General features: G+C 69.3%; 18 protein-coding genes and 3 rRNA genes. 11 read left to right on the forward strand and 10 right to left on the reverse strand.

What is annotated here, in order from left to right; genetic code table 11:
• Window positions 1-157: 157 nt before the first annotated feature.
• The gene (locus tag ACQ614_RS07695; protein WP_431677646.1) at window positions 158-571 is read right to left on the reverse strand and encodes a TlpA family protein disulfide reductase; all 414 of its coding nucleotides are present in this window, start codon (window positions 569-571) and stop codon (window positions 158-160) included.
• Window positions 572-806: 235 nt separating this feature from the next.
• On the opposite strand from ACQ614_RS07695, the gene ACQ614_RS07700 reads away from it, so the two are divergent.
• The 5 genes from ACQ614_RS07700 to ACQ614_RS07720 all read left to right on the forward strand — a co-directional run bounded on the left by ACQ614_RS07700 (window position 807) and on the right by ACQ614_RS07720 (window position 4,911).
• Window positions 807-1,232 (forward strand): DUF4395 domain-containing protein, encoded by a 426-nt coding sequence (locus ACQ614_RS07700; RefSeq protein ID WP_431677647.1) that lies wholly within the window; start codon window positions 807-809, stop codon window positions 1,230-1,232.
• Window positions 1,233-1,477: 245 nt separating this feature from the next.
• Window positions 1,478-2,251 carry a lysophospholipid acyltransferase family protein gene (locus tag ACQ614_RS07705; protein ID WP_431677648.1) on the forward strand — a complete coding sequence of 258 codons (774 nt, stop codon included), beginning with the start codon at window positions 1,478-1,480 and terminating at the stop codon, window positions 2,249-2,251.
• Between the two features lie 133 nt (window positions 2,252-2,384).
• On the forward strand, window positions 2,385-2,879 hold the full coding sequence (locus ACQ614_RS07710) for a DinB family protein (protein WP_431677649.1): 495 nt from the start codon (window positions 2,385-2,387) through the stop codon (window positions 2,877-2,879).
• A 109-nt stretch (window positions 2,880-2,988) separates the two neighbouring features.
• Window positions 2,989-3,501: a DUF2199 domain-containing protein gene (locus ACQ614_RS07715; RefSeq protein ID WP_431677650.1), complete on the forward strand. Its 513-nt coding sequence runs from the start codon at window positions 2,989-2,991 to the stop codon at window positions 3,499-3,501.
• Window positions 3,502-3,612: 111 nt separating this feature from the next.
• Window positions 3,613-4,911 carry an MFS transporter gene (locus ACQ614_RS07720; protein WP_431677651.1) on the forward strand — a complete coding sequence of 433 codons (1,299 nt, stop codon included), beginning with the start codon at window positions 3,613-3,615 and terminating at the stop codon, window positions 4,909-4,911.
• Window positions 4,912-4,922: 11 nt separating this feature from the next.
• Here ACQ614_RS07720 and ACQ614_RS07725 read toward each other — a convergent pair whose 3' ends face one another.
• The 8 genes from ACQ614_RS07725 to ACQ614_RS07760 all read right to left on the reverse strand — a co-directional run bounded on the left by ACQ614_RS07725 (window position 4,923) and on the right by ACQ614_RS07760 (window position 14,697).
• A complete protein-coding gene (locus tag ACQ614_RS07725) occupies window positions 4,923-5,237 on the reverse strand; it encodes a hypothetical protein (RefSeq protein ID WP_431677652.1) in 315 nt (104 codons plus the stop codon).
• A 1-nt stretch (window position 5,238) separates the two neighbouring features.
• The gene (locus ACQ614_RS07730; RefSeq protein ID WP_431677653.1) at window positions 5,239-5,646 is read right to left on the reverse strand and encodes a DUF2809 domain-containing protein; all 408 of its coding nucleotides are present in this window, start codon (window positions 5,644-5,646) and stop codon (window positions 5,239-5,241) included.
• Between the two features lie 64 nt (window positions 5,647-5,710).
• Window positions 5,711-5,827 (reverse strand): 5S ribosomal RNA (gene rrf / locus ACQ614_RS07735).
• 77 nt (window positions 5,828-5,904) lie between these two features.
• A 23S ribosomal RNA gene (locus ACQ614_RS07740) occupies window positions 5,905-9,010 on the reverse strand.
• A gap of 271 nt (window positions 9,011-9,281) precedes the next feature.
• A 16S ribosomal RNA gene (locus tag ACQ614_RS07745) occupies window positions 9,282-10,796 on the reverse strand.
• Together the 16S, 23S and 5S rRNA genes form the textbook arrangement of a ribosomal RNA operon.
• Window positions 10,797-11,477: 681 nt before the next feature.
• On the reverse strand, window positions 11,478-12,563 hold the full coding sequence (locus ACQ614_RS07750; RefSeq protein WP_431683853.1) for a threonine aldolase family protein: 1,086 nt from the start codon (window positions 12,561-12,563) through the stop codon (window positions 11,478-11,480).
• Entirely contained in the window at window positions 12,560-13,303 is a 744-nt protein-coding gene (locus tag ACQ614_RS07755) for an SDR family NAD(P)-dependent oxidoreductase (RefSeq protein WP_363493840.1), read from the reverse strand. The genes ACQ614_RS07750 and ACQ614_RS07755 overlap by 4 nt, the downstream gene beginning before the upstream one ends.
• Complete coding sequence (locus tag ACQ614_RS07760; RefSeq protein WP_431677654.1) at window positions 13,300-14,697, reverse strand: DUF6421 family protein; 1,398 nt, start codon at window positions 14,695-14,697, stop codon at window positions 13,300-13,302. Before ACQ614_RS07760 ends, ACQ614_RS07755 begins: the two co-directional genes overlap by 4 nt.
• 456 nt (window positions 14,698-15,153) lie before the next feature.
• Here ACQ614_RS07760 and ACQ614_RS07765 point away from each other — a divergent pair, with 456 nt between their 5' ends.
• Window positions 15,154-15,735 carry a DUF5134 domain-containing protein gene (locus ACQ614_RS07765; RefSeq protein WP_431677655.1) on the forward strand — a complete coding sequence of 194 codons (582 nt, stop codon included), beginning with the start codon at window positions 15,154-15,156 and terminating at the stop codon, window positions 15,733-15,735.
• A 209-nt stretch (window positions 15,736-15,944) separates the two neighbouring features.
• The gene (locus ACQ614_RS07770) at window positions 15,945-16,913 is read left to right on the forward strand and encodes a M56 family metallopeptidase (RefSeq protein ID WP_431677656.1); all 969 of its coding nucleotides are present in this window, start codon (window positions 15,945-15,947) and stop codon (window positions 16,911-16,913) included.
• Between the two features lie 31 nt (window positions 16,914-16,944).
• Here the strand turns inward: ACQ614_RS07770 and ACQ614_RS07775 are convergent, their stop codons facing one another.
• On the reverse strand, window positions 16,945-17,343 hold the full coding sequence (locus ACQ614_RS07775; RefSeq protein ID WP_431677657.1) for a MarR family winged helix-turn-helix transcriptional regulator: 399 nt from the start codon (window positions 17,341-17,343) through the stop codon (window positions 16,945-16,947).
• 87 nt (window positions 17,344-17,430) lie between these two features.
• Here ACQ614_RS07775 and ACQ614_RS07780 point away from each other — a divergent pair, with 87 nt between their 5' ends.
• The 4 genes from ACQ614_RS07780 to ACQ614_RS07795 all read left to right on the forward strand — a co-directional run bounded on the left by ACQ614_RS07780 (window position 17,431) and on the right by ACQ614_RS07795 (window position 21,989).
• Entirely contained in the window at window positions 17,431-18,951 is a 1,521-nt protein-coding gene (locus tag ACQ614_RS07780) for an MFS transporter (RefSeq protein WP_431677658.1), read from the forward strand.
• Between the two features lie 247 nt (window positions 18,952-19,198).
• Window positions 19,199-19,822 (forward strand): TetR/AcrR family transcriptional regulator, encoded by a 624-nt coding sequence (locus ACQ614_RS07785; RefSeq protein ID WP_431677659.1) that lies wholly within the window; start codon window positions 19,199-19,201, stop codon window positions 19,820-19,822.
• A gap of 88 nt (window positions 19,823-19,910) precedes the next feature.
• Window positions 19,911-21,563, forward strand: coding sequence for a LuxR C-terminal-related transcriptional regulator (locus tag ACQ614_RS07790; protein ID WP_431677660.1), 1,653 nt, complete (start codon window positions 19,911-19,913; stop codon window positions 21,561-21,563).
• Window positions 21,564-21,689: 126 nt separating this feature from the next.
• Window positions 21,690-21,989, forward strand: a complete 300-nt coding sequence (locus ACQ614_RS07795; protein WP_363493856.1) for a hypothetical protein — start codon at window positions 21,690-21,692, stop codon at window positions 21,987-21,989.
• Window positions 21,990-22,011: the final 22 nt, after the last annotated feature.

Raw genomic sequence — 22,011 nt, forward strand, 5'->3', positions numbered from 1 at the left:
GACAGACTTCCGGGACGGCTGCACCACCGTCTGCGCCCATCCTGCCCCAGGCGGCGCCCCGTACCACCTGACCGGGCGGCAGATCGGGCTGTGAGATTGAAGGTCTTGACAACGGCCCCGAAGATCGACGGCCTTCCCAGAGGCCCGAGCCCGCCGGTCAGACGGCCTCGCCGAGGGCCGCGATCACATCGGCCCGGCGCGGCTGGCCCGACGCGCGGCGGATCACCCGGCCGGTCGCATCGAGCACCAGCACCGTGGGGGTGCGCAGGATGTCCAGCCGGCGCACCAGGTCGAGCTCGGCCTCCGCGTCGATCTCCACGTGCGCCACCCCCTCGACCATGCCCGACACCTCGGCCAGCACCCGGCGGGTCGCCCGGCAGGGCTGGCAGAACGCGGTCGAGAACTGCACCAGCGTCGCCCGCTCCCCCAGCGCTCCGCCCAGGTCCGCCGCCGACAGCCGCACCGCCCCGTCCTTCGCCCGCACCCGCAGCCTCCCGTCCCGGTGCGCACGCAGCAGCCCGAAGGCGCTCGCCAGCACCAGCACCACGCCGCACACCACCAAACCGGTCACCGCACCAGTGTGGCCCACCGCCTGCCCAGGCCCTCGTACTGCCCGGGGCTCGACCACGCACCCGGCAGCCCCCTACGATCCTCCGCATGGACTCCCCGCGCCCCCGGCTGCCCCGGCTGACCACCCGCCGCGTGGTCGACCTGTGCCGGGCCACCGCGTCCCGCTGTCGCTGACCGCGGCCGCCACGAGCGGCCGGACAGGCCCCCACCGGTTCGCGCCCCAGGAGTCACCCTCCATGCAGATCGACCCCCGCGGCCCGCGCTTCGCGGCCGCCCTCACCTCCGTCGTGCTCGCCGCCGCCCTGGTCACCGGCAGCGGCGCCCTGCTCGCCGTCCAGACGGCGGTCTTCGCCGTCGGCGCCCTCGCCGGCGTGCAGCACTCCCCGTACGGCTTCGTCTACCGCATCCTGGTCCGGCCCCGGCTCGGGCCGCCGCGGGAGCTCGAGGACGCCCGGCCGCCACGCTTCGCCCAGGGCGTCGGCCTCGCCTTCGCCCTCGCTGGCACCGCCGGCTTCCTCTCCGGCGCCGACTGGCTGGGCCTGGCCGCCACCGGGCTGGCCCTCGCCGCGGCCTTCCTCAACGCCGCCTTCGGTTACTGCCTCGGCTGCGAGGCCTACCTGCTCCTGCGCCGTGGCGGCGCCCGGGTCGGCGCCCGCGCCTGAGCCCCCGCCCCGAGCGGGCGACAATCAGGCGGGTTCCCGGATGAGACGCAGGTCTCACGTGACGTAGAACTCTCCGCCGAAATCGCGCCCCGCGGACACCCCCACGTGACAGCGGGCACGTCTTCGGGGGATCATCGGGCTGAAACACCCGTGGCCGCCGCGGCGTGCCGCGCCCTCGCCGGTCGGCCCCGCGGCCCGGGTACCGCCGGACCGGGCATCAGGCCCGACGAGAAGTAGGGCTGACCGTGGCTGAGTTCGTGTACCCGCCGGTGATCCGCGCCGCACTGACCGCGTTCAAGGCGCTCGACCTGCGGATCTCGATTGTCGGCGCCGAGCACGTCCCCGCAGCCGGCGGCGCCGTCCTGGTGAGCAATCACATCAGCTACCTCGACTTCATCTTCGCCGGCCTCGGCCCCTGGCGCGGCGGCAAGCGCCTGACCCGCTTCATGGCGAAGGACGACGTCTTCAAGCACCGCATCTCCGGCCCGCTGATGCGCGGCATGCGGCACATCCCGGTCGACCGCGCGGACGGCCAGCCCGCCTACGACGCCGCCGTGAAGGCGCTGCGCGAGGGCGAGATCGTCGGCGTGTTCCCCGAGGCCACCATCAGCCGCTCGTTCATGCTGAAGAAGTTCAAGACCGGCGCGGCCCGGATGGCCGCCGAGTCCGGCACCCCGCTGCTGCCCGTCATCCTCTGGGGCACCCAGCAGCTGTGGACCAAGGGCCGCCCGAAGACCCTCACCAAGCGCCACGTCCCGATCACCGTCATGATCGGCGAGCCGATCGAGCTCACCCCGCAGGACAAGCCGGTCATGGTCACCCGCCGGCTCCGCGCGGCCATGACCGAGATGCTCGACCGCGCCCAGCGCGAGTACCCGGCCAAGCCCGCCGGCCCCGAGGACAGCTGGTGGCTCCCCGCCCACCTCGGCGGCACCGCCCCCACCCCCGAGCAGGCCGAGGCCGCCGACGAGGCCGAGGCCACCGCGAAGGCCGAGCGCCGCGCCGCCAAGTCCGGCTGACACCCCGGCCTCCCCTTCGACGAATCGGACGCCCCGAGCCCCCGTGGCCGGGGCGTCCCGCATCCCTCCCGGCATCATCGCTCCACCCTGTGCCGGCGCCGCCCCCACCCGTCACTCGGTAGGGTCGCGGAACATGACGGCCCCCCAGTTCTCCACCGCCACCGAGCGGGACGCCCTCTGCGGGTTCCTCGACAAGCAGCGCGCCGCTCTGCTCCGCACCCTGGACGGCATCAGCGAGGCGGACGTCCGCAAGGCTCCCACCTCCAGCTCGCTGACCCTGCTCGGGCTGCTGAAGCACAACGCCCTGTGGGAGCGCCGCTGGTTCCAGGTGATCCTGGCCGGCCGGTACTTCCCCGACGAGTGGCCGCACGTCGAGGGCGGCGCGGACGACGACTTCGTCCTGGGCGAGCACGACACGGTCCCGCACTGGCTCGCGTACTACGAGGAGCAGGTCGCCGCCGGCCGCGAGATCGTCGCGGCCACCGACCTGGACGCCCCGTGCGCGTGGCCGAAGCTCGCCCACCGCAACCTGCGCTGGGTGCTCCTGCACATGATCGAGGAAGTCGCCCGGCACGCCGGCCACGCCGACATCATCCGCGAGACCCTCGACGGCACCCGCGCCACCTGACCCGGCACGGTGGGCATCGGCACCGTCCCGGGCCGTGCCGGCCTCCGGCCGTCAGCCGCCACCGGACCCGGGCGGTCGGCCGTCGCAGGGCCGGGTTAGGGTCGGCGGCATGTCCTCCGAGCACGGCTTCACCTGCACCTGCTGCAACAGCCACCACGGCGACGTCCCGATGAACTTCTCCAGCCCGGCGCCTGCCCACTGGGACGAGTCACTGGCGGAGGACCCGGACAGCCTGCTCTCCTCCGACCAGTGCGTGATCAAGGGCGAGCACTTCTTCGTCCGCGGCCTGGTCGAGATCCCGGTGATCGGCAGCGACGAGGTCTTCTCCTGGGGCGTGTGGGTCTCGCTGAGCGCCACCAACTTCGCCCGCGCCGCCGAGGTGTGGGACATGCCCGGACGCGAGAACGAGCCGTCGTACTTCGGATGGTTCTCCACCGAGCTGCCGATCTACCGCCCCACCACGATCAACCTCAAGACCCGGCTGCACACCCGCCCGGTCGGCGAACGGCCGTGGATCGATCTGGAACCCACCGACCACCCGCTCGCCGTCGAGCAGCGCACCGGCATCACCATGGACCGTGTCAGGGAGATCGCCGCGGCCGTGCTGAACTCCGCCGGCTGAGGCCCCCGTCGAGATCCCGGGAGATGCCGGCGAGAACCGGGAGCACCGTGCCGACGTGTTGGTGATCAGCGGTTGGTCCGGGCCACGGATCCGAGAGCGGAGTCGGTGCAGGTGACGGAAGTGACGCAGGACTTACAGGGTGCCGGGGCGAAGACCGATGGTCCGAGCCTCTGGCGTCAGCGGGATTTCATGCTGCTGTGGAGCGGCCAGACGGTCAGTGAGATGGGATCGGCGGTCACCCAGGTCGCGCTGCCGCTGCTCGCGCTCGTCGTGCTCGAGGCGAGCACCTTCCAGGTCGGGCTGCTGGCCGCGGCCACCACGCTGGCGTTCGCGTTGATCGCGTTGCCGGCCGGTGCGATGGTGGACGGCGCTGCCAAGCGTTCCGTCATGATCGTCTGCAACCTCCTCCGGCTGGTGATCATCGGCTCGGTTCCGGTGGCGGCGGCGTTCGACGTCCTGACGATGGCACAGCTGTACGTGGTCGCCGTGGCGGCCGGTGTGTGCTCGGTGTTCTTCGACGTCTCGTACCAGAGTTATGTGCCGTCACTTGTCCGTGCCGATCGCCTGATGAGCGCCAACGGCAAGCTCGGGACCACCCAGGAGTTCGCGCAGCTCGGCGGACCGAGCATGGGCGGCGGGCTGGTCTGGTTGTTCGGCGCCGCGGGCGCGATGACGGCCGATGCGGTCTCCTACGCGGTCTCGGTCCTGTCGATCCTGGGGATCAGGACCCGGGAGGAGCCGCCGCCGGCCCGGGCGGCGGACGAGACGCTGCGGCGCCGGATCGCCGAGGGGCTGAAGTTCGTTTTCGGGCACGGCATTCTGCGCAGGGTCGTGGTGTGCACGGGCACCGCGAACCTGTTCGGCGGCATGACGTCGGCGCTGGCGGTGGTCTTCCTCGTCCGGGAGTTGCACGTGCCGCCCGCGCTGACCGGGCTGATCATGGCGGGCTCGGCCATCGGCGGGATCGCCGGGGGCGTGTTCGCCGGCCGCCTCGCCGGGAAGATCGGCTCGGCGCGGATCATCTGGGTGTCGATGCTGGTGTTCAGCGCGCCGCAGGTCGTCGCGGCGGCCGCCTGGCAAGGCTGGGGGGTGCTGTTGTTCCCGCTGGGCTGGGCCGTCACGGGCTTCTCCGCGATGGTCTACAACGTCGCGCAGCTCAGCTACCGGCAGTCGGTGACACCGCCGGAGCTGATGGGCCGGATGAACGCGGCCGTCCGCTGGGTCGTGTGGGGCACACTGCCGATAGGCGGCGTCCTGGGCGGAGCACTCGGCACGCTGATCGGGGTGCGGCCCGCACTCTGGCTGGCCTTCGTCGGTGCATGGGCGGCCGGCTGGTTCGTGTTCTTCTCCCCGCTCCGCCACATGCGCGACGTCCCCCCGCCCGTGCCCGCCCCTGCTGTCACGAGTTGACGGTGAACGCCTCAGTCCGTGTCGAACGGCTCGTCGCTCCAGCGGAACCATGCCCGGTCGCCCTCGATGTGCAGCAGGAACTCGGCCACCGGCCCGTCCGGTGAGGAGAACGTCAGATTCTCGGCGATCCGGTCGTACGCCTCGTCGAAACGCTCGTACTCCTCTTCCTCCAGCAGCGCCAACGTCTCGGCGAACCACGGCGCCACCGCCGCCCAGGCCGGCCCCGGACGGAACACACCGCCCAACCAGGGAAAGTCGCCCTCGTCGATGTCGACCTCACCGACGAGTTCCGTCTGTCGCGTCAGTCGCCAGACCCCACCACGCATCTCACTTCTCCTCCCGTACCGCGCGCATCCTTCCACGGCCCCCTGACAAGCCCCGGTGCATCGCCCAACAGGCACCGGCGCCGACGGCGTACCAGAGGAGGTCGGGCGCATTGAACGTCGACCCGAGGACCAGACGGGCCATCACGCTCTTCTCGGACCACCGTGCCGGCAACCCTGTGAGCTGGAAGAACTCCACACCCCAACTCACCAGCGTCGCCGCAACGGCCGCCCTGGCCGGCCGAATCCGCGGCGCAATGAGCACCACCAGCGTGTACACGAGCACCGCGTACAGCGCATCGCCGGCATACTTCGCCACGCTCCCGCCCAGCACGGCCCTAACCCCGAGGCCCGCGACCACGGTCAGCAGGCCGGCCGCGCCCGCCTCACAGCGCGTCTTCCAGATCGACAATGGCTCCCCTCCGGAAATGCGAGAAGCCCCGCCCGGGACCCGGGCGGGGCTTCTCTGAAGAATTGTTCGGCGGCGTCCTACTCTCCCACAGGGTCCCCCCTGCAGTACCATCGGCGCTACGAGGCTTAGCTTCCGGGTTCGGAATGTGACCGGGCGTTTCCCTCGCGCTATGACCACCGAAACACTGTGAAACACATCGAACAACCGGCACAAGGCCTGTTCGTGGTTTCAGAACCAACACAGTGGACGCGAGCAACTGAGGACAAGCCCTCGGCCTATTAGTACCGGTCAACTCCACCCCTCACGGGGCTTCCATATCCGGCCTATCAACCCAGTCGTCTACTGGGAGCCTTACCCTCTCCAGGAGGTGGGAGTGCTCATCTCGAAGCAGGCTTCCCGCTTAGATGCTTTCAGCGGTTATCCCTCCCGAACGTAGCCAACCAGCCATGCCCTTGGCAGGACAACTGGCACACCAGAGGTTCGTCCGTCCCGGTCCTCTCGTACTAGGGACAGCCCTTCTCAACACTCCTACGCGCACAGCGGATAGGGACCGAACTGTCTCACGACGTTCTAAACCCAGCTCGCGTACCGCTTTAATGGGCGAACAGCCCAACCCTTGGGACCTACTCCAGCCCCAGGATGCGACGAGCCGACATCGAGGTGCCAAACCATCCCGTCGATATGGACTCTTGGGGAAGATCAGCCTGTTATCCCCGGGGTACCTTTTATCCGTTGAGCGACGGCGCTTCCACAAGCCACCGCCGGATCACTAGTCCCTACTTTCGTACCTGCTCGACCCGTCAGTCTCACAGTCAAGCTCCCTTGTGCACTTACACTCAACACCTGATTGCCAACCAGGCTGAGGGAACCTTTGGGCGCCTCCGTTACCCTTTAGGAGGCAACCGCCCCAGTTAAACTACCCACCAGACACTGTCCCTGATCCGGATCACGGACCCAGGTTAGACATCCAGCACGACCAGAGTGGTATTTCAACGTCGACTCCACAACAACTGGCGTTGCTGCTTCAAAGTCTCCCACCTATCCTACACAAGCCGAACCGAACACCAATATCAAGCTATAGTAAAGGTCCCGGGGTCTTTCCGTCCTGCTGCGCGAAACGAGCATCTTTACTCGTAATGCAATTTCACCGGGCCTGTGGTTGAGACAGTCGAGAAGTCGTTACGCCATTCGTGCAGGTCGGAACTTACCCGACAAGGAATTTCGCTACCTTAGGATGGTTATAGTTACCACCGCCGTTTACTGGCGCTTAAGTTCTCAGCTTCGCCCGACCGAAATCGGACTAACCGGTCCCCTTAACGTTCCAGCACCGGGCAGGCGTCAGTCCGTATACATCGCCTTACGGCTTCGCACGGACCTGTGTTTTTAGTAAACAGTCGCTTCTCGCTGGTCTCTGCGGCCACCCCCAGCTCGGAGTGCAAGACTCGTCACCGGGGCTGGCCCCCCTTCTCCCGAAGTTACGGGGGCATTTTGCCGAGTTCCTTAACCACAGTTCACCCGAACGCCTCGGTATTCTCTACCTGACCACCTGAGTCGGTTTGGGGTACGGGCCGCCATGAAACTCGCTAGAGGCTTTTCTCGACAGCATAGGATCATCCACTTCACCACAATCGGCTCGGCATCGGGTCTCAGACTATGTGTCACGCGGATTTGCCTACGTGACGTCCTACACCCTTACCCCGGGACAACCACCGCCCGGGCTGGACTACCTTCCTGCGTCACCCCATCGCTCACCTACTACCACCTTGGGCCGCCGGCTCCACCACTCCCCTTCACCCGAAGGATCCGGGGCGGCTTCACGGGCTTAGCATCAGAGGGTTCAGCGTTGGCGCTTCACAGCGGGTACGGGAATATCAACCCGTTGTCCATCGACTACGCCTGTCGGCCTCGCCTTAGGTCCCGACTTACCCTGGGCAGATCAGCTTGACCCAGGAACCCTTGGTCAATCGGCGCAAGAGTTTCCCACTCTTGTATCGCTACTCATGCCTGCATTCTCACTCGTGAACCGTCCACGACTCGATTCCTCGGCCGCTTCACCCGGCACACGACGCTCCCCTACCCATCACAGCGGGCGTTGGCCCTATTGCTGCAATGACACGACTTCGGTGGTGTGCTTGAGCCCCGCTACATTGTCGGCGCGGAATCACTTGACCAGTGAGCTATTACGCACTCTTTCAAGGGTGGCTGCTTCTAAGCCAACCTCCTGGTTGTCTCTGCGACTCCACATCCTTTCCCACTTAGCACACGCTTGGGGACCTTAGTCGGTGTTCTGGGCTGTTTCCCTCTCGACCATGGAGCTTATCCCCCACAGTCTCACTGCCGCGCTCTCACTTACCGGCATTCGGAGTTTGGCTAAGGTCAGTAACCCGGTGAGGCCCATCGCCTATCCAGTGCTCTACCTCCGGCAAGAAACACGCGACGCTGCACCTAAATGCATTTCGGGGAGAACCAGCTATCACGGAGTTTGATTGGCCTTTCACCCCTAACCACAGGTCATCCCCCAGGTTTTCAACCCTGGTGGGTTCGGTCCTCCACACGGTCTTACCCGCGCTTCAACCTGCCCATGGCTAGATCACTCCGCTTCGGGTCTTGGGCATGCAACTCGAACGCCCTATTCGGACTCGCTTTCGCTACGGCTACCCCACACGGGTTAACCTCGCTACACACCGCAAACTCGCAGGCTCATTCTTCAAAAGGCACGCAGTCACAGTCCGAAGACTGCCCCCACGGCTTGTAGGCACACGGTTTCAGGTACTATTTCACTCCGCTCCCGCGGTACTTTTCACCATTCCCTCACGGTACTATCCGCTATCGGTCACCAGGGAATATTTAGGCTTAGCGGGTGGTCCCGCCAGATTCACACGGGATTTCTCGGGCCCCGTGCTACTTGGGAAATAGGCAAGCAAGCCGCTGATGTTTCGTCTACGGGGGTCTTACCCTCTACGCCGGACCTTTCGCATGTCCTTCGACTACACCAACGGTTTCTGACTCGCCGACCGGCCGGCAGACCGGTCAAGCCCACTCCCACAACCCCGTCACGGCAACCCCTGCCGGGTCTCACACCATGACGGTTTGGCCTCATCCGGTTTCGCTCGCCACTACTCCCGGAATCACGGTTGTTTTCTCTTCCTGCGGGTACTGAGATGTTTCACTTCCCCGCGTTCCCTCCACATACCCTATGTGTTCAGGTATGGGTGACAGCCCATGACGACTGCCGGGTTTCCCCATTCGGACACCCCCGGATCAAAGCTCGGTTGACAGCTCCCCGGGGCCTATCGCGGCCTCCCACGTCCTTCATCGGTTCCTGGTGCCAAGGCATCCACCGTGCGCCCTTAAAAACTTGGCCACAGATGCTCGCGTCCACTGTGCAGTTCTCAAACAACGACCAGACACCCACCCTCGGCAACCCGAAGGCTGCGTCGCATGGGACCGGCATCCACGAGGAAACCATCGTTCCCTCAGGACCCAACAGCGTGCCCGACCCGAACAGTTCACATCACACGTTCCACGCCGAAGCAGTACTAGCGTCCGTGACTCTGTCCGTGCCGAATAGTCAACGTTCCACCCATGAGCGAGCACTCCGGAACACTCGTCCGAAGCTGCTGTGTGCTCCTTAGAAAGGAGGTGATCCAGCCGCACCTTCCGGTACGGCTACCTTGTTACGACTTCGTCCCAATCGCTGGTCCCACCTTCGACGGCTCCCTCCCAAGGGTTAGGCCACCGGCTTCGGGTGTTACCGACTTTCGTGACGTGACGGGCGGTGTGTACAAGGCCCGGGAACGTATTCACCGCAGCATGCTGATCTGCGATTACTAGCAACTCCAACTTCATGGGGTCGAGTTGCAGACCCCAATCCGAACTGAGACCGGCTTTTTGGGATTCGCTCCGCCTCGCGGCATCGCAGCCCTTTGTACCGGCCATTGTAGCACGTGTGCAGCCCAAGACATAAGGGGCATGATGATTTGACGTCGTCCCCACCTTCCTCCGAGTTGACCCCGGCAGTCTCCTGTGAGTCCCCGACATTACTCGCTGGCAACACAGAACAAGGGTTGCGCTCGTTGCGGGACTTAACCCAACATCTCACGACACGAGCTGACGACAACCATGCACCACCTGTACACCGACCACAAGGGGGCTGATATCTCTACCAGTTTCCGGCGTATGTCAAGCCTTGGTAAGGTTCTTCGCGTTGCGTCGAATTAAGCCACATGCTCCGCTGCTTGTGCGGGCCCCCGTCAATTCCTTTGAGTTTTAGCCTTGCGGCCGTACTCCCCAGGCGGGGAACTTAATGCGTTAGCTGCGGCACCGACGACGTGGAATGTCGCCAACACCTAGTTCCCAACGTTTACGGCGTGGACTACCAGGGTATCTAATCCTGTTCGCTCCCCACGCTTTCGCTCCTCAGCGTCAGTAATGGCCCAGAGATCCGCCTTCGCCACCGGTGTTCCTCCTGATATCTGCGCATTTCACCGCTACACCAGGAATTCCGATCTCCCCTACCACACTCCAGCCTGCCCGTATCGAATGCAGACCCGGGGTTAAGCCCCGGGCTTTCACATCCGACGCGACAGGCCGCCTACGAGCTCTTTACGCCCAATAATTCCGGACAACGCTCGCACCCTACGTATTACCGCGGCTGCTGGCACGTAGTTAGCCGGTGCTTCTTCTGCAGGTACCGTCACTTGCGCTTCTTCCCTGCTGAAAGAGGTTTACAACCCGAAGGCCGTCATCCCTCACGCGGCGTCGCTGCATCAGGCTTTCGCCCATTGTGCAATATTCCCCACTGCTGCCTCCCGTAGGAGTCTGGGCCGTGTCTCAGTCCCAGTGTGGCCGGTCGCCCTCTCAGGCCGGCTACCCGTCGTCGCCTTGGTAGGCCATTACCCCACCAACAAGCTGATAGGCCGCGGGCTCATCCTGCACCGCCGGAGCTTTCCACCCACCCCCATGCAGGGGCGGGTCGTATCCGGTATTAGACCCCGTTTCCAGGGCTTGTCCCAGAGTGCAGGGCAGATTGCCCACGTGTTACTCACCCGTTCGCCACTGATCCACCCCGAAGGGCTTCACCGTTCGACTTGCATGTGTTAAGCACGCCGCCAGCGTTCGTCCTGAGCCAGGATCAAACTCTCCGTGAATGATGACCCGTTATCGGGTGCACACTCGCGTTGAGCGGCACGGCAACCACCGGAATAGGGTGATCCCGCGCACTGCGTCCTCGCTGTGTTATTTCCAAAGGAATCTCCAACCGATCCGCGAAGGACCGGCCGGGGATGTCAACATATCTGGCGTTGACTTTTGGCACGCTGTTGAGTTCTCAAGGAACGGACACTTCCTTCGGACCGCCTTCCAGCGGACCCTCCGGGCGTTTCGCTCTTTCGCGTTTCCAGCTTATCAGACCCGAGTCAGTGCTCTTCGCCGACCTGCTTTCTCCATCGCTTTGCCGGAACCGGCCCTGCGGCCCGTCCGACGTTTCAAACCTTAGCCGATCCCCGCTCCGAGAAGCGAATCCGACACCGGCCCGAATGCAATTCCTATAAACAGGCACGCCGAATTCGCGCAGGGACGCGACAAGGCGCGACCCAGCCCGAGCCGGGAAGTGGTGTTTCAAGGGATTGGCCGCTCCGGGACCGTCCGCGCAGACGCGTGTCCGGTGCTCCCTGCCGAGCGACCAGTGAACACTACGCCGATCCGGGAGCGGATGCAAAACGGCGCCGCAGGCCACCGGCCGGGGCCGCACGAACGGCGACGGCCCCGGCGCGGGTTTCCGCGCCGGGGCCGTCGGTGCCGAGCCTCGAGGGGCCGGTCGTCGGGTCAGGTCAGACCCGGCCCATCTCCTCGGCGATCGCTGCCGCGAAGGCGTCGATGTCGGCCTCACTGGTGTCGAAGGACGCCATCCAGCGCACCTCGCCGGTGTGCTCGTTCCAGAAGTAGAAGCGGTAGCGCTTCTGCAGCCGCTCGCTGACCTCGCGCGGGAGGATCGCGAACACGGCGTTGGCCTGCACCGGGCGGACGACCGTCACGCCGTCGATCCCGCTGACGGCCGCCTCCAGACGCTTGGCCATCGCGTTGGCGTGGCCGGCGTTGCGCAGGTACAGGTCGCCGGCGAGCAGCGCCTCGAACTGCACGGAGACGAAGCGCATCTTCGACGCGAGCTGCATCGACATCTTGCGCAGGTACTTGAGGTTGCGGACGCGCTCGGGGTTGAGCACGACCACGACCTCGCCCAGCATCAGGCCGTTCTTGGTGCCGCCGTAGGACAGCACGTCCACGCCGGCGTCCGTGGTGAACTCGCGGAACGGGCGGCCGAGGGTGGCTGCGGCGTTGGCGAGCCGGGAGCCGTCCACGTGCACGAGCATGCCGCGCTCGTGGGCGTGGTCGCAGATCGCCTTGATCTCCTCGGCGGTGTAGACGGTGCCGAGTTCGGTGCTCTGGGTGATGGAGACGGCGAGCGGCTGCGCGCGGTGCTCGTCGTCCCAGCCCCAGGCCTGCTGGTCGATCAGCTCGGGGGTGAGCTTGCCGTCCGGGGTGGGGACGGTGAGGATCTTGATCCCGGCGATCTTCTCCGGCGCGCCGCACTCGTCCACGTTGATGTGCGCGGACTCGGCCGCGATCACCGCGCCCCAGCGCGGCAGGAGGGCCTGCAGGGCGACCACGTTGGCGCCGGTGCCGTTGAAGACGGGGTACGCCTCGGCCCGGTCGCCGAAGTGGCGGCGGAAGACCTGCTGCAGGTGGGCGGTGTAGTCGTCCTCGCCGTAGGCGACCTGGTGGCCGTCGTTGGCGAGGGCTATCGCGGCGAGGATCTCCGGGTGGATGCCGGCGTAGTTGTCGCTGGCGAATCCACGCACGGCGGGGTCGTGGTGCCGCACCGCGTCGGTGCGGGCGCCTTCGGTGCCGATGGTCATCGGGCTGTCAGCCACAGGTGCTGTCCGTTCAGTTCTGCTGCGGGGCGGTCCCAGAGGCCCGCCAGGGTCTCGGCCAGGTCGGCGGTGTCGGTGAATCCGGCGAACTTGGCCTCCGGCTTCTCGGCCCGCATCTCCGGGGAGACCAGGGCCTTGATCACCAGGATGGCAGCTGCGGCGGTGGGTACGCCGTTCCCGGAGGTGGTCTCCTTCACGAAGGAGTCCGCCATGGCCAGCGTCCAGGCCTCGGTGGCGGCCTTCGCGGCGGCGTACGCGGCGCCGCCGGCGGTCGGCTTGTGGGCCGCGGCCGCGGACACCATGGCGTAGCGGCCGCCGCTGCGGACCAGCGCGGGCTGGAAGGCCAGCGAGGTGTGCTGCAGGGTGCGGACGACGGTGTCGTGCAGGAAGTCCCAGTCGTCGATGCGGCTGTCGAAGAAGGTCTTGCTGCCACGCCAGCCGCCGACCAGGTGGAGCAGGCCGTCGACGTGGCCGTGCTCGGCCTCCAGGTGGTCGGCCCAGTCGTGCACCTCCTGCGGGTCGAGGAGGTCGATGACCTGGCCGTCGACCTTGGCGCCGGGCACGGTGGTGCGGACGCTGTCGAGGGCCTTGTCGAGGCGCTGCTGGTCGATGTCGGCGCCGATGACGGTGGCACCGTCGGCGGCGAGGCGGCGCATCGTGGCCTGGCCGGCGGGGCCGCTGGCCCCGGCGACGGCGATCACCTTGCCTTCGAGGCGGGCGGTCACGCGGCGACCTCCTGCACGCCGGCGCCGGTGATGCCGGTGGTGGCGGCGATGACGCCGCCCAGCTTCTTGGCGAGGGCCTCGTAGAACATGCTGAGCGGGAACTCGTCCGGCTTGACCGCGTCGCACAGGGCCTTGTTGAGGGCCTTGCCGTCGGTGATGTCGAGCGGGAGCGCCTCGGTGCCCTTGGCCCAGGTGGAGGCCGGGTGCGGGGTGAGGTAGCGGGAGACCAGCTCGTAGGCGGCGATCCAGTGGGCCGTCTTCGGGCGGTCGATGCCGTCGCGGTAGAGGGTCTCGATCTCGCCGCACAGCTGGTTGGTGACCTCGGCGACGCGGTCCCAGTCGATGGAGAGACGGTTGTCGCGCCAGCGCAGCGCGTCGTGCTTGTGCAGGTACGCGAAGAGCAGCTGGCCGCCCATGCCGTCGTAGTTGCGGACGCGGTCGCCGCTGACGGGGAAGCGGAAGAGGCGGTCGAAGAGGATCGCGTACTGGACGTCGCGGCCCTGGGCGTAGCCCTCGGCCTGCAGCTTCACGGCCTCCTTGAAGGCGGTGAGGTCGCAGCGGAGCTCCTCCAGGCCGTACATCCAGAACGGGCTGCGCTGCTTGATCATGAAGGGGTCGAACGGCAGGTCGCCGTGGCTGTGGGTGCGGTCGTGGATGAGGTCCCACAGCACGAAGGTCTGCTGGGCGCGGTCCTGGTCCTTGAGGAGGCCGGTGGCGTCCTCGGGGATCTCCAGGCCGAGCAGCTCGACGGCGCTGGTGGAGACGGCGCGGAAGCGGGCCGCCTCGCGGTCGCAGAAGATGCCGCCCCAGGTGAAACGTTCCGGCGCCTTGCGGACGGCCACGGTCTCCGGGAAGAGCACGGCGGAGTTGGTGTCGTAGCCGGCCGTGAAGTCGGTGAAGGTGATCGGCACGAACATCGGGTTGTCGAAGCGCTCGCGCTCCAGCTCGGCCAGCCAGTCCGGCCAGACGACCTTCAGGAGGACGGCCTCGAGGTTGCGGTCCGGGTTGCCGTTCTGGGTGTACATCGGGAAGACGACGAGGTGCTCGAGGCCGTCCGCGCGCTGCTCGGCGGGCTGGAAGGCGAGCAGCGAGTCGAGGAAGTCGGGCTCGCGGTACCCGGTGTCGGCCCACTTGCGCAGGTCGTCCTGGACGGCGGCGAGGTACGCGGCGTCGTGCGGGAAGAGGGGGGCGAGCTCCTGCACCGAGGTGAGCACCGTCTCGATCAGCGGGTCGACGGTGGTGCGCTGGACAGCGGAGAGGTCGATGGAGCCGTCCTTGGACTGCAGCGGGCGGAGGGCCTCCACCGCGTCCTTGAGACGGAGCCACGCGGGGTGGCCGGCCGGAGAGGCGGAAGCATCGCCCGCTACGGCGAGCGTCGGCGAAAGATTCTGCATCGGAGACTCACTTCGACAGGAGGTATTGCGACGTACCCACCATAGATACGAAAGGTTCTTCTGTTCAAGGGGGGTCTGCCGGGCAATCCTGCGGCTCACGGGGTTCACGGCGGGAAATCCGGCCGTTCGATCACCCCTCGGGGCTGTTCCGGGCGGTGCCGGGACGGCAGGCAGCGGGGCGGCCGGACGGTCGCCGGGGCATCGCCGCGGTACGGCGGTGCCGCCGTATCCCGACCATCCCGCGCGACCCGCGGCCCCGCCACCGGGGCGGGCGCCCGCCGGCCGGGCACTGCTCCCCCGGTCCCGCCGGCGCCTCGCCCCAGGGGCGGCCGGGGCGCGACCCGGCGCCCCGACCGGAGCGGCACCACCGTGCGCCCCCCTGCGCGCCCTGCTGCCCCCGGCCGCCATCGGTGATCGTGGACGTACTGTCCGTACGCACCGGTCGGGAGGGGCGCCGTGCACGGTCCGGCCGTCGTCACGTGGTTGCTGGCGGGGCTGTCCGCGGGCTCCGCCGCACTGTGCGTCCTGCGGCTGCGGCGTCCGGGCTGCACGGCCGCGCACCGGGAGGGCGACGCCGCGGAGGCCGCGATGGCGGTGGGGATGGCGGGCATGGCCGTCCTCCCCGGGGCCGTCTGGGGCTGGCTGTTCACCGTGCTCGCCGGCGGGCTGGTGCTGGGCGCCCTCGCGGTGCGGGGCGGGCGGGTGCACCGGCTGCACCACGGCATCGGGGCACTCGCCATGGCCTACACGGCACTCGCCATGGCCGGGGCTCCCGCACACCTCCACCACACGGCGGGAGTCCCGAGCGCAGCCGCCGCCCCGATGGGGCTGCCGTTGCTGACCGGTGTGCTCCTGCTCTACTTCGGCGGGTACACGCTGTGGGCCGGGAGCCGGCTGCTGTCCGCCCCGGGCGCGGTGGCGGGGGTGGCGGCCGGGGCCGGCGGGGCCGTCGGGCCGGGGCACGGGGAGGACAGGACGGTCCGGGCCTGCCGGGTGGCGATGGGCATCGGGATGTTCGCCATGCTGCTGACGATGTGAGGGCCCGCGTTCACCGCCCCGGGCGGCCCCTGCGGCTCCGTCCGTGCGGGAACGGACCGCCGCCCTACGTCCTGGCGGCGGCCCGAAGAGCCTGACGGGGTGTCGTTGGTCACCTGTGCACCGAACCCGTTCCACGGCGGGCGCCGGGCGCATAGGTTGGGAGCAGCGCACTGTCGCGCTCCTGATCGCTCCTCGGGGGAGCCCCTGCCATGACGGCCCTGCTGAGCCTGCTGCTGCTCGGACTGCTGCTCGCCACCGTGGCGCCGGGCCGACTGGCCCGGGCCCGCTGGCCCGAGCGAGAACCCGTGCTGGCCCTGCTCGCCTGGCAGTCCCTGGTCGTCGCCGTGCTGCTCTGCTGCCTGCTCAGTCTGCTGCTCGCCTGTGCGGCCGCGCTCCCCGCGCTGCGGGAGGCGGTGTTCGCCGGCGCACCGTCGGGGATGGAGGAGGCGTACGGCCTGGCGGGTGCGGAGGGCTGGGGGCGCCTGACGGCCGCTCTGCTCGCGCTGGGCGCGCTGCAGACCGCGGTGGCGCTGACCCGCGAGGTGCGCGCCGCCCGTGCGCTGCGCGGCGCCCAGCAGGCCCATCTGGACGATCGCGCACCGGAGTTGCCCGCCGAGCTGACGGCGGGCAACCGCTCCGGCGCGGAGCGGCGCACCGGCGAGCGGCTGGTGGTGCTGGAGAACGTCCGTCCCGAGGCCTGGTCGCTGCCCGGCCCGGAGGCCCGTCTGGTGGTCACCACCGGCGCCCTGCAGCAGCTGACCGACCGTGAGCTGGCCGCCGTGCTGAGCCACGAGCGCAGCCATGTGCGGGCCCGGCACCACTGGCTGGCGCAGTGTGCGGAGGCCCTGGCGACCGGGTTCCCGGGGGTGGGCGTGTTCAGCGCGTTCCGGGACCAGGTCGGCGAGTTGGTGGAGCTGGCGGCCGACGACCGGGCGGCGAGGCGGCACGGGCGGCTCACCACGGCGCTGGCCCTGGTGGAGATCAACGCCGGGCGCGGCGTGTTCGGCTCGTGCCCGCCCCACCATCTGGCGCAGGCGCCGCGGCGGGTGGACCGGCTGCTGGCCGGGCGGCCGCGGCTGACGGTGCTCCACCGGCTGCGGCTGACGCTCGCGGCCCTGGTGGCTCCCGCGGGGGTGGTGCTGGTGGCGCTGGCCCCGGCGCTGGCCGCCGTGCTGTAGGGCGCGCTGTTCACGGCCTCCGGCGAGGGCCTCAGCCGAGGGTGCGGGCGAGCACCTCGCGGTGGAGCGGCTTGGCCTCCTGGTAGCGGGCGCGCCCGTCGTCGGTGAGGGCGACGAAGATGCCGCGGCGGTCGAGCTCGCACATCACCCGGCCGACCAGGCCGTCCTTCTCCAGCCGGCCGATCAGCCGGGAGAGGGCGCTCTGGCTGAGGTGCACCGTCTGCGCTATCTCCTGGACCCGGAGCTTGCCGGGGCCCTCGCGCAGCTCGTCCTCCCAGAGGCGCTCCAGCACCTCGAACTCGCTCATGCCGAGGCCGTACTGCTCGCCCAGGGCGCGATCCAGCGCGCAGGAGACGGCGGCGTGCCGCGCGAGCACGTCCCGCCACTCGAACACGAGGGCGGACTCTGGGGCAAGGTCCGGTTCAGCCACGCTGCAAGGTTAGCACATGTCCGCACATCTAATGCAGGCGCATTAAATTCACTTGCACTGGATGCATGCGCATGTACTCTCATTGCCATGACGACCACATCTGACGACCCGTCGACGACTCAGGCCTGGAGCCCACGGCTGTGGGGCACCCTCGTCGTCCTCTGCGCCGCCCTCTTCCTCGACGCCCTCGACGTCTCGATGGTGGGCGTGGCCCTGCCGTCCATCGGCACCGACCTGCACCTGTCCACCTCCGCCCTCCAGTGGGTGGTCAGCGGCTACGTGCTCGGCTACGGCGGCCTGCTGCTGCTCGGCGGCCGCGCCGCGGACCTGCTCGGCAGGCGCCGCGTCTTCCTGATCGCCCTCGCCGTCTTCGCCGCCGCCTCGCTGCTCGGCGGCCTGGTGGACGACGGCGGCCTGCTGATAGCCGCCCGGTTCCTCAAGGGTGTGAGCGCCGCGTTCACCGCCCCGGCCGGCCTGTCGATCATCACCACGACCTTCGCCGAGGGCCCTGCCCGCAACCGCGCGCTCTCCATCTACACGACCTGCGGCGCCAGCGGCTTCTCGCTCGGCCTGGTGCTCAGCGGTCTGCTCACCTCGGCCGGCTGGCGCTGGACGTTCCTGATGCCCGTCCCCGTCGCACTGATCGCCCTGGCCGCCGCCTTCCGGCTGCTGCCGCGGCAGCCCGCCCCGCCGCGCGGCACCTCCGGGTACGACGTGGCAGGCGCGATCACCGGCACCGGCTCCCTGCTCCTGCTCGTCTTCACCGTGACGGAGGCGCAGAACGCCGGCTGGGCGAGCGCCCGCACGATCGGCTCGCTGGCCGCCGTGGCGGTGCTGATGGCCCTCTTCCTGGTGATCGAGTCCCGGGCGGCCCACCCGCTGGTCCGCCTCGGCATCTTCCGCAACGGCGGGGTCGCCCGGGCCAACATCGCGGCGCTGGCGGTCTTCGGGTCGTACGCCGGCTTCCAGTTCATCGCCACGCTCTACCTGCAGCGACTGCTGGGCTGGTCGGCGCTGGAGATGGCCCTCGCCTTCCTCCCGGCGGGCGCCCTGGTCGCCCTGTCGGCGACGAAGATGGGGGCCGTGGTCGACCGGTTCGGCACCGCCCGGCTGCTGCCGCTCGGTGTGCTGTCACTGACCGCCGGCTACGCGCTCTTCCTCCGGCTGGACGAGCACTCCGGCTTCCTGGGCCTGGTGCTGCCGAGCATGGTGCTGCTCGGCGTGGGCTTCGCGCTCGCCTTCCCGTCGGTCAACATCGCCGCCACCAACGGGGTCGCCGACGACGAGCAGGGGCTCGCCTCGGGCCTGGTCAACACGGCCTTCCAGGTCGGCAGTGCGATCGTCCTCGCCGCCGCCACCGCGGTGATCACCGCGGGCAGCGCCGGCGGCCAGAGCCCGCAGGCCCAGCTCGACGGGTACCGCCCGGCCCTGCTGCTGGTGGCCGGGGTCTCACTTGCGGCGCTGCTGGTGACGACGGTCGGATGGGTCCTGGAGCGCCGCCCGGTCAGGTCGACCGAGGAGGCCGCTGCTGTCGCTCCCGTCGGCGACCCGACTGCTGCGGCCGGGGAGCCGGTCGGCACCTCACGGAAGGTCCTCGCCGACCGCTGATCGGCGCCGGCCGCGCCGCCCGCTCCGTCCTGCCGGACGGGCTGCGGACTGCCGGGGAACACGGCAGCGCCGGCTCCACCAAACCCCCGTGTTGGTGGAGCCGGCGCTCGCCGTACGCCGCCGCCGACGGCCTCGGCCCGACTCGTCCGGCCACGCCGCGACGGGCCCGGCCAGTATATTGGCCGGGAGCCAGTCAACGTACGGAGCAGACACGATGGCACCTCGCGGGGAATCGGTCAATGAGGAGATGCGCCGGCGCTCCCGCCGCCGCATCATGCGCGCCACCGTCGAGCTCGTGGACCAGCGGGGATACGCCGGGACGACCCTCGGCGACATAGCCGAACAGGCAGGGCTGGCACGTGGTCTGGTCTCGTACTACTTCGACGGCAAACGGCTGTTGATGCAGGCAGCCACCCATCGGCTGATGCATCTGGAGCTGGCCGCCGCCCTGGCGGAGCTGCCCGTCGGGGCCTCCCCCGACGCCCGGCTGGCGCGGGCCATCGACGCCGTCCTCGGCCTCGCCCTGGACCACCCGCGAGTGATGCGCTCGCACCTGGCCCTGATCCTCGACCCGGACGTCGGCGCCTTCGTCCAGGACCCGGAGCAGCAGCAGCTCGGCGCGATCCTGCGCGGCCTGCTGAAGGACTGGGGCGCACCCGACCCGGTCGCCGAGCACGCGGTGCTGCGCAGCGCACTGATGGGCGGCTGCATCGGCGTCCTGCTGCCGGGGGCGTCGACGCCCCTGGCCCCGATCCGCGCGGATCTCTTCGCCCGCTACGGGCTCCCGTGGTGCCTGGGCGTACCGCCGCAGCCCGAGGCGCCCGAGCGCGCCCAGACGTCCGCCCGCGCGGGGGCCTCGACCCGGGTGTGACGCCCCGCCCCGGGCCCTGTCGGCCGGCACCCGCCCGGGCCTGCCGCGCACTTCTGCCGGTCCGGTCCGGCAGGTCGATAATCGGCTCGTGGACACCCGCACCGATCTCGTCCGGGGCCGTGCGAGCTACACCGCCGATGCCTGGCGCGAGGCCTTCGAGAGCCTGAGCGCCGCCGACGCGGCCGCACCGGTGGGCGCCGGCGACCTGGAGCTGCTGGCCAGGTCCGCCTACATGCTCGGGCTCGACGAGGACTACGTGGCAGCACTGGAACGCGCCCACGCGGGGTGGCTGGACGCCGGCGACGTGCCGCGGGCCGTCCGCTGCGCGGTGTGGATCGGCCACAGCATGCTGTTCCGGGGCCACGGTGCGCGGGCGAGCGGGTGGTTCTCCCTCGGCGAGCGCCTCCTCGATGCCGACGGGCGGGACTGCGTCGAACGCGGCTATCTGCTGATCCCCGTGTGGCTGGGCCAGATGGGCTGCGGCGACTGGCAGGCCGGCCACGCGACGGCGGCCGAGGGCGCCGCGATCGGCGAGCGGTTCGGCGACGCCGACCTGGTGTGGCTGGCGCGCGACGAGCAGGGCCGGGCGCTGATGAACCTGGGCCGCCTCCACGAGGGCCTCCGGCTGGTGGACGAGGCGCTCGTGGTCGTCGAGTCCGGTGCGCTGTCGCCCGTCGTCAGCGGCATCGTCTACTGCAACACCATCAGCTTCTGCCACGACCTGTACGACCTGCGCCATGTGCGCGAGTGGACGGACGCCCTGACCCAGTGGTGCGAGCGCCGGCCGCAGATGGTCGCCCACAACGGACTGTGCCTGATGCACCGCGCCGAGGTCATGCAGTACGGCGGCGCCTGGCCCGCCGCACTCGACGAGGCCTGCCGGGCCACCGGCCGCTACACCCGGGGGGTGCTGAACCGGATCGCCTGCGGGCAGGCCTTCTACCGGCAGGGCGAGATCCACCGGCTGCAGGGCCGTCCGGCCGAGGCCGAGCAGGCCTACCGGGAGGCCAACCGCTGCGGGTTCGAGCCGCAGCCCGGGTTCGCGCTGCTGCGGCTGGCGCAGGGCAACGGCGAGGCCGCGGCGGCGACGATCCGCCGGGCCGTGTCCGAGCACACCCGGGAGCTGGAGCGGGCGGCCCTCCTGCCGGCGTACGTCGAGATCGTGCTGGCCGGCGGCGACCTCGACGCCGCGGCCGAGGCCGCCCGCCAGCTGGAGGCCGCCGCCGAGCACCAGGACAGCGAAGTGCTCCGCGCGGCGGCGGCGTACGGCTCGGCCTCCACGGCACTGGCCGGTGGCGACGCCGCCGCCGGTCTCGCCGCGGGGCGGCGGGCGTGGCACGGATGGCAGGAGCTCGAGGTGCCGTACGAGGCGGCGCGGGCCCGTGTCCTGGTGGCGCGCGCCTGCCGCGCACTGGGTGACGACGACACCGCCGCCCTCGAACTCCAGGCGGCCCGTGCGGTGTTCGCCGAACTCGGGGCCGGACCGGACGTCGCCCGCACCGACTCCCTCATCCAGGGCGGTCCGGACACCGACACGGGCGCGAGCGGCTACGGTCTCTCGCCGCGCGAGGTCGAGGTGCTCCGCGAGGTGGTGAGCGGCGCGAGCAACCGGCAGATCGCCACCGCCCTGGTGATCAGCGAGCACACCGTCGCCCGGCACCTGCAGAACATCTTCGGCAAGCTGGGCGTCTCCTCGCGCACCGCGGCGAGCACGTTCGCGCTGGAGCACGGCCTCGTCTGAGCGGCATGGCCAGGATTGACCATCCCGCCCGCACCGGTTTGGTGAATGTGCGGGACGCGGCGGCCGCCTCCGCGGGCCTAGCGTCGAACCGTCGGTACGGAACGACCACGAGCGAGGAGGACTCCCATGTACGTCGTGGTCCAGCACACGATCCTGAACCCGGAGACCGCGTTCCCCCGCGGCCAGGCCCTCATGAACGGCACCGGCGCACCGGACGGCACCCGGGTGCTGCAGTTCTACCCGCACGTCGACGGCTCCGCCGTGACCTGCCTCTGGGAGACCGGGTCCGTCGGGGACGTCCAGCGCTTCGTCGACACCACCCTCGGCGACTCGAGCATCAACCTCTGCTACGAGGTCGACCCGGAGCAGGCGTTCGCCGACCGCCCCCTCGGCCTGCGGCCCTCACCGGCTCCGGTCGCCCGCTGAGACGAGTCGTCAAAAAAGTCGG

This window comes from Kitasatospora dryopteridis (assembly GCF_050749075.1).
In the GTDB taxonomy this organism is placed as follows: domain Bacteria; phylum Actinomycetota; class Actinomycetes; order Streptomycetales; family Streptomycetaceae; genus Kitasatospora.

Bases quoted from the DNA above. Each gene is read 5' to 3' on its own strand.
- ACQ614_RS07700 (WP_431677647.1), top strand. From the start codon at position 807: ATGCAGATCGACCCCCGCGGCCCGCGCTTCGCGGCCGCCCTCACCTCC.
- ACQ614_RS07710 (WP_431677649.1), top strand. From the start codon at position 2,385: ATGACGGCCCCCCAGTTCTCCACCGCCACCGAGCGGGACGCCCTCTGC.
- ACQ614_RS07715 (WP_431677650.1), top strand. From the start codon at position 2,989: ATGTCCTCCGAGCACGGCTTCACCTGCACCTGCTGCAACAGCCACCAC.
- ACQ614_RS07725 (WP_431677652.1), bottom strand. From the start codon at position 5,237: ATGCGTGGTGGGGTCTGGCGACTGACGCGACAGACGGAACTCGTCGGT.
- ACQ614_RS07750 (WP_431683853.1), bottom strand. From the start codon at position 12,563: ATGACCATCGGCACCGAAGGCGCCCGCACCGACGCGGTGCGGCACCAC.
- ACQ614_RS07760 (WP_431677654.1), bottom strand. From the start codon at position 14,697: ATGCAGAATCTTTCGCCGACGCTCGCCGTAGCGGGCGATGCTTCCGCC.
- ACQ614_RS07770 (WP_431677656.1), top strand. From the start codon at position 15,945: ATGACGGCCCTGCTGAGCCTGCTGCTGCTCGGACTGCTGCTCGCCACC.
- ACQ614_RS07780 (WP_431677658.1), top strand. From the start codon at position 17,431: ATGACGACCACATCTGACGACCCGTCGACGACTCAGGCCTGGAGCCCA.
- ACQ614_RS07785 (WP_431677659.1), top strand. From the start codon at position 19,199: ATGCGCCGGCGCTCCCGCCGCCGCATCATGCGCGCCACCGTCGAGCTC.
- ACQ614_RS07795 (WP_363493856.1), top strand. From the start codon at position 21,690: ATGTACGTCGTGGTCCAGCACACGATCCTGAACCCGGAGACCGCGTTC.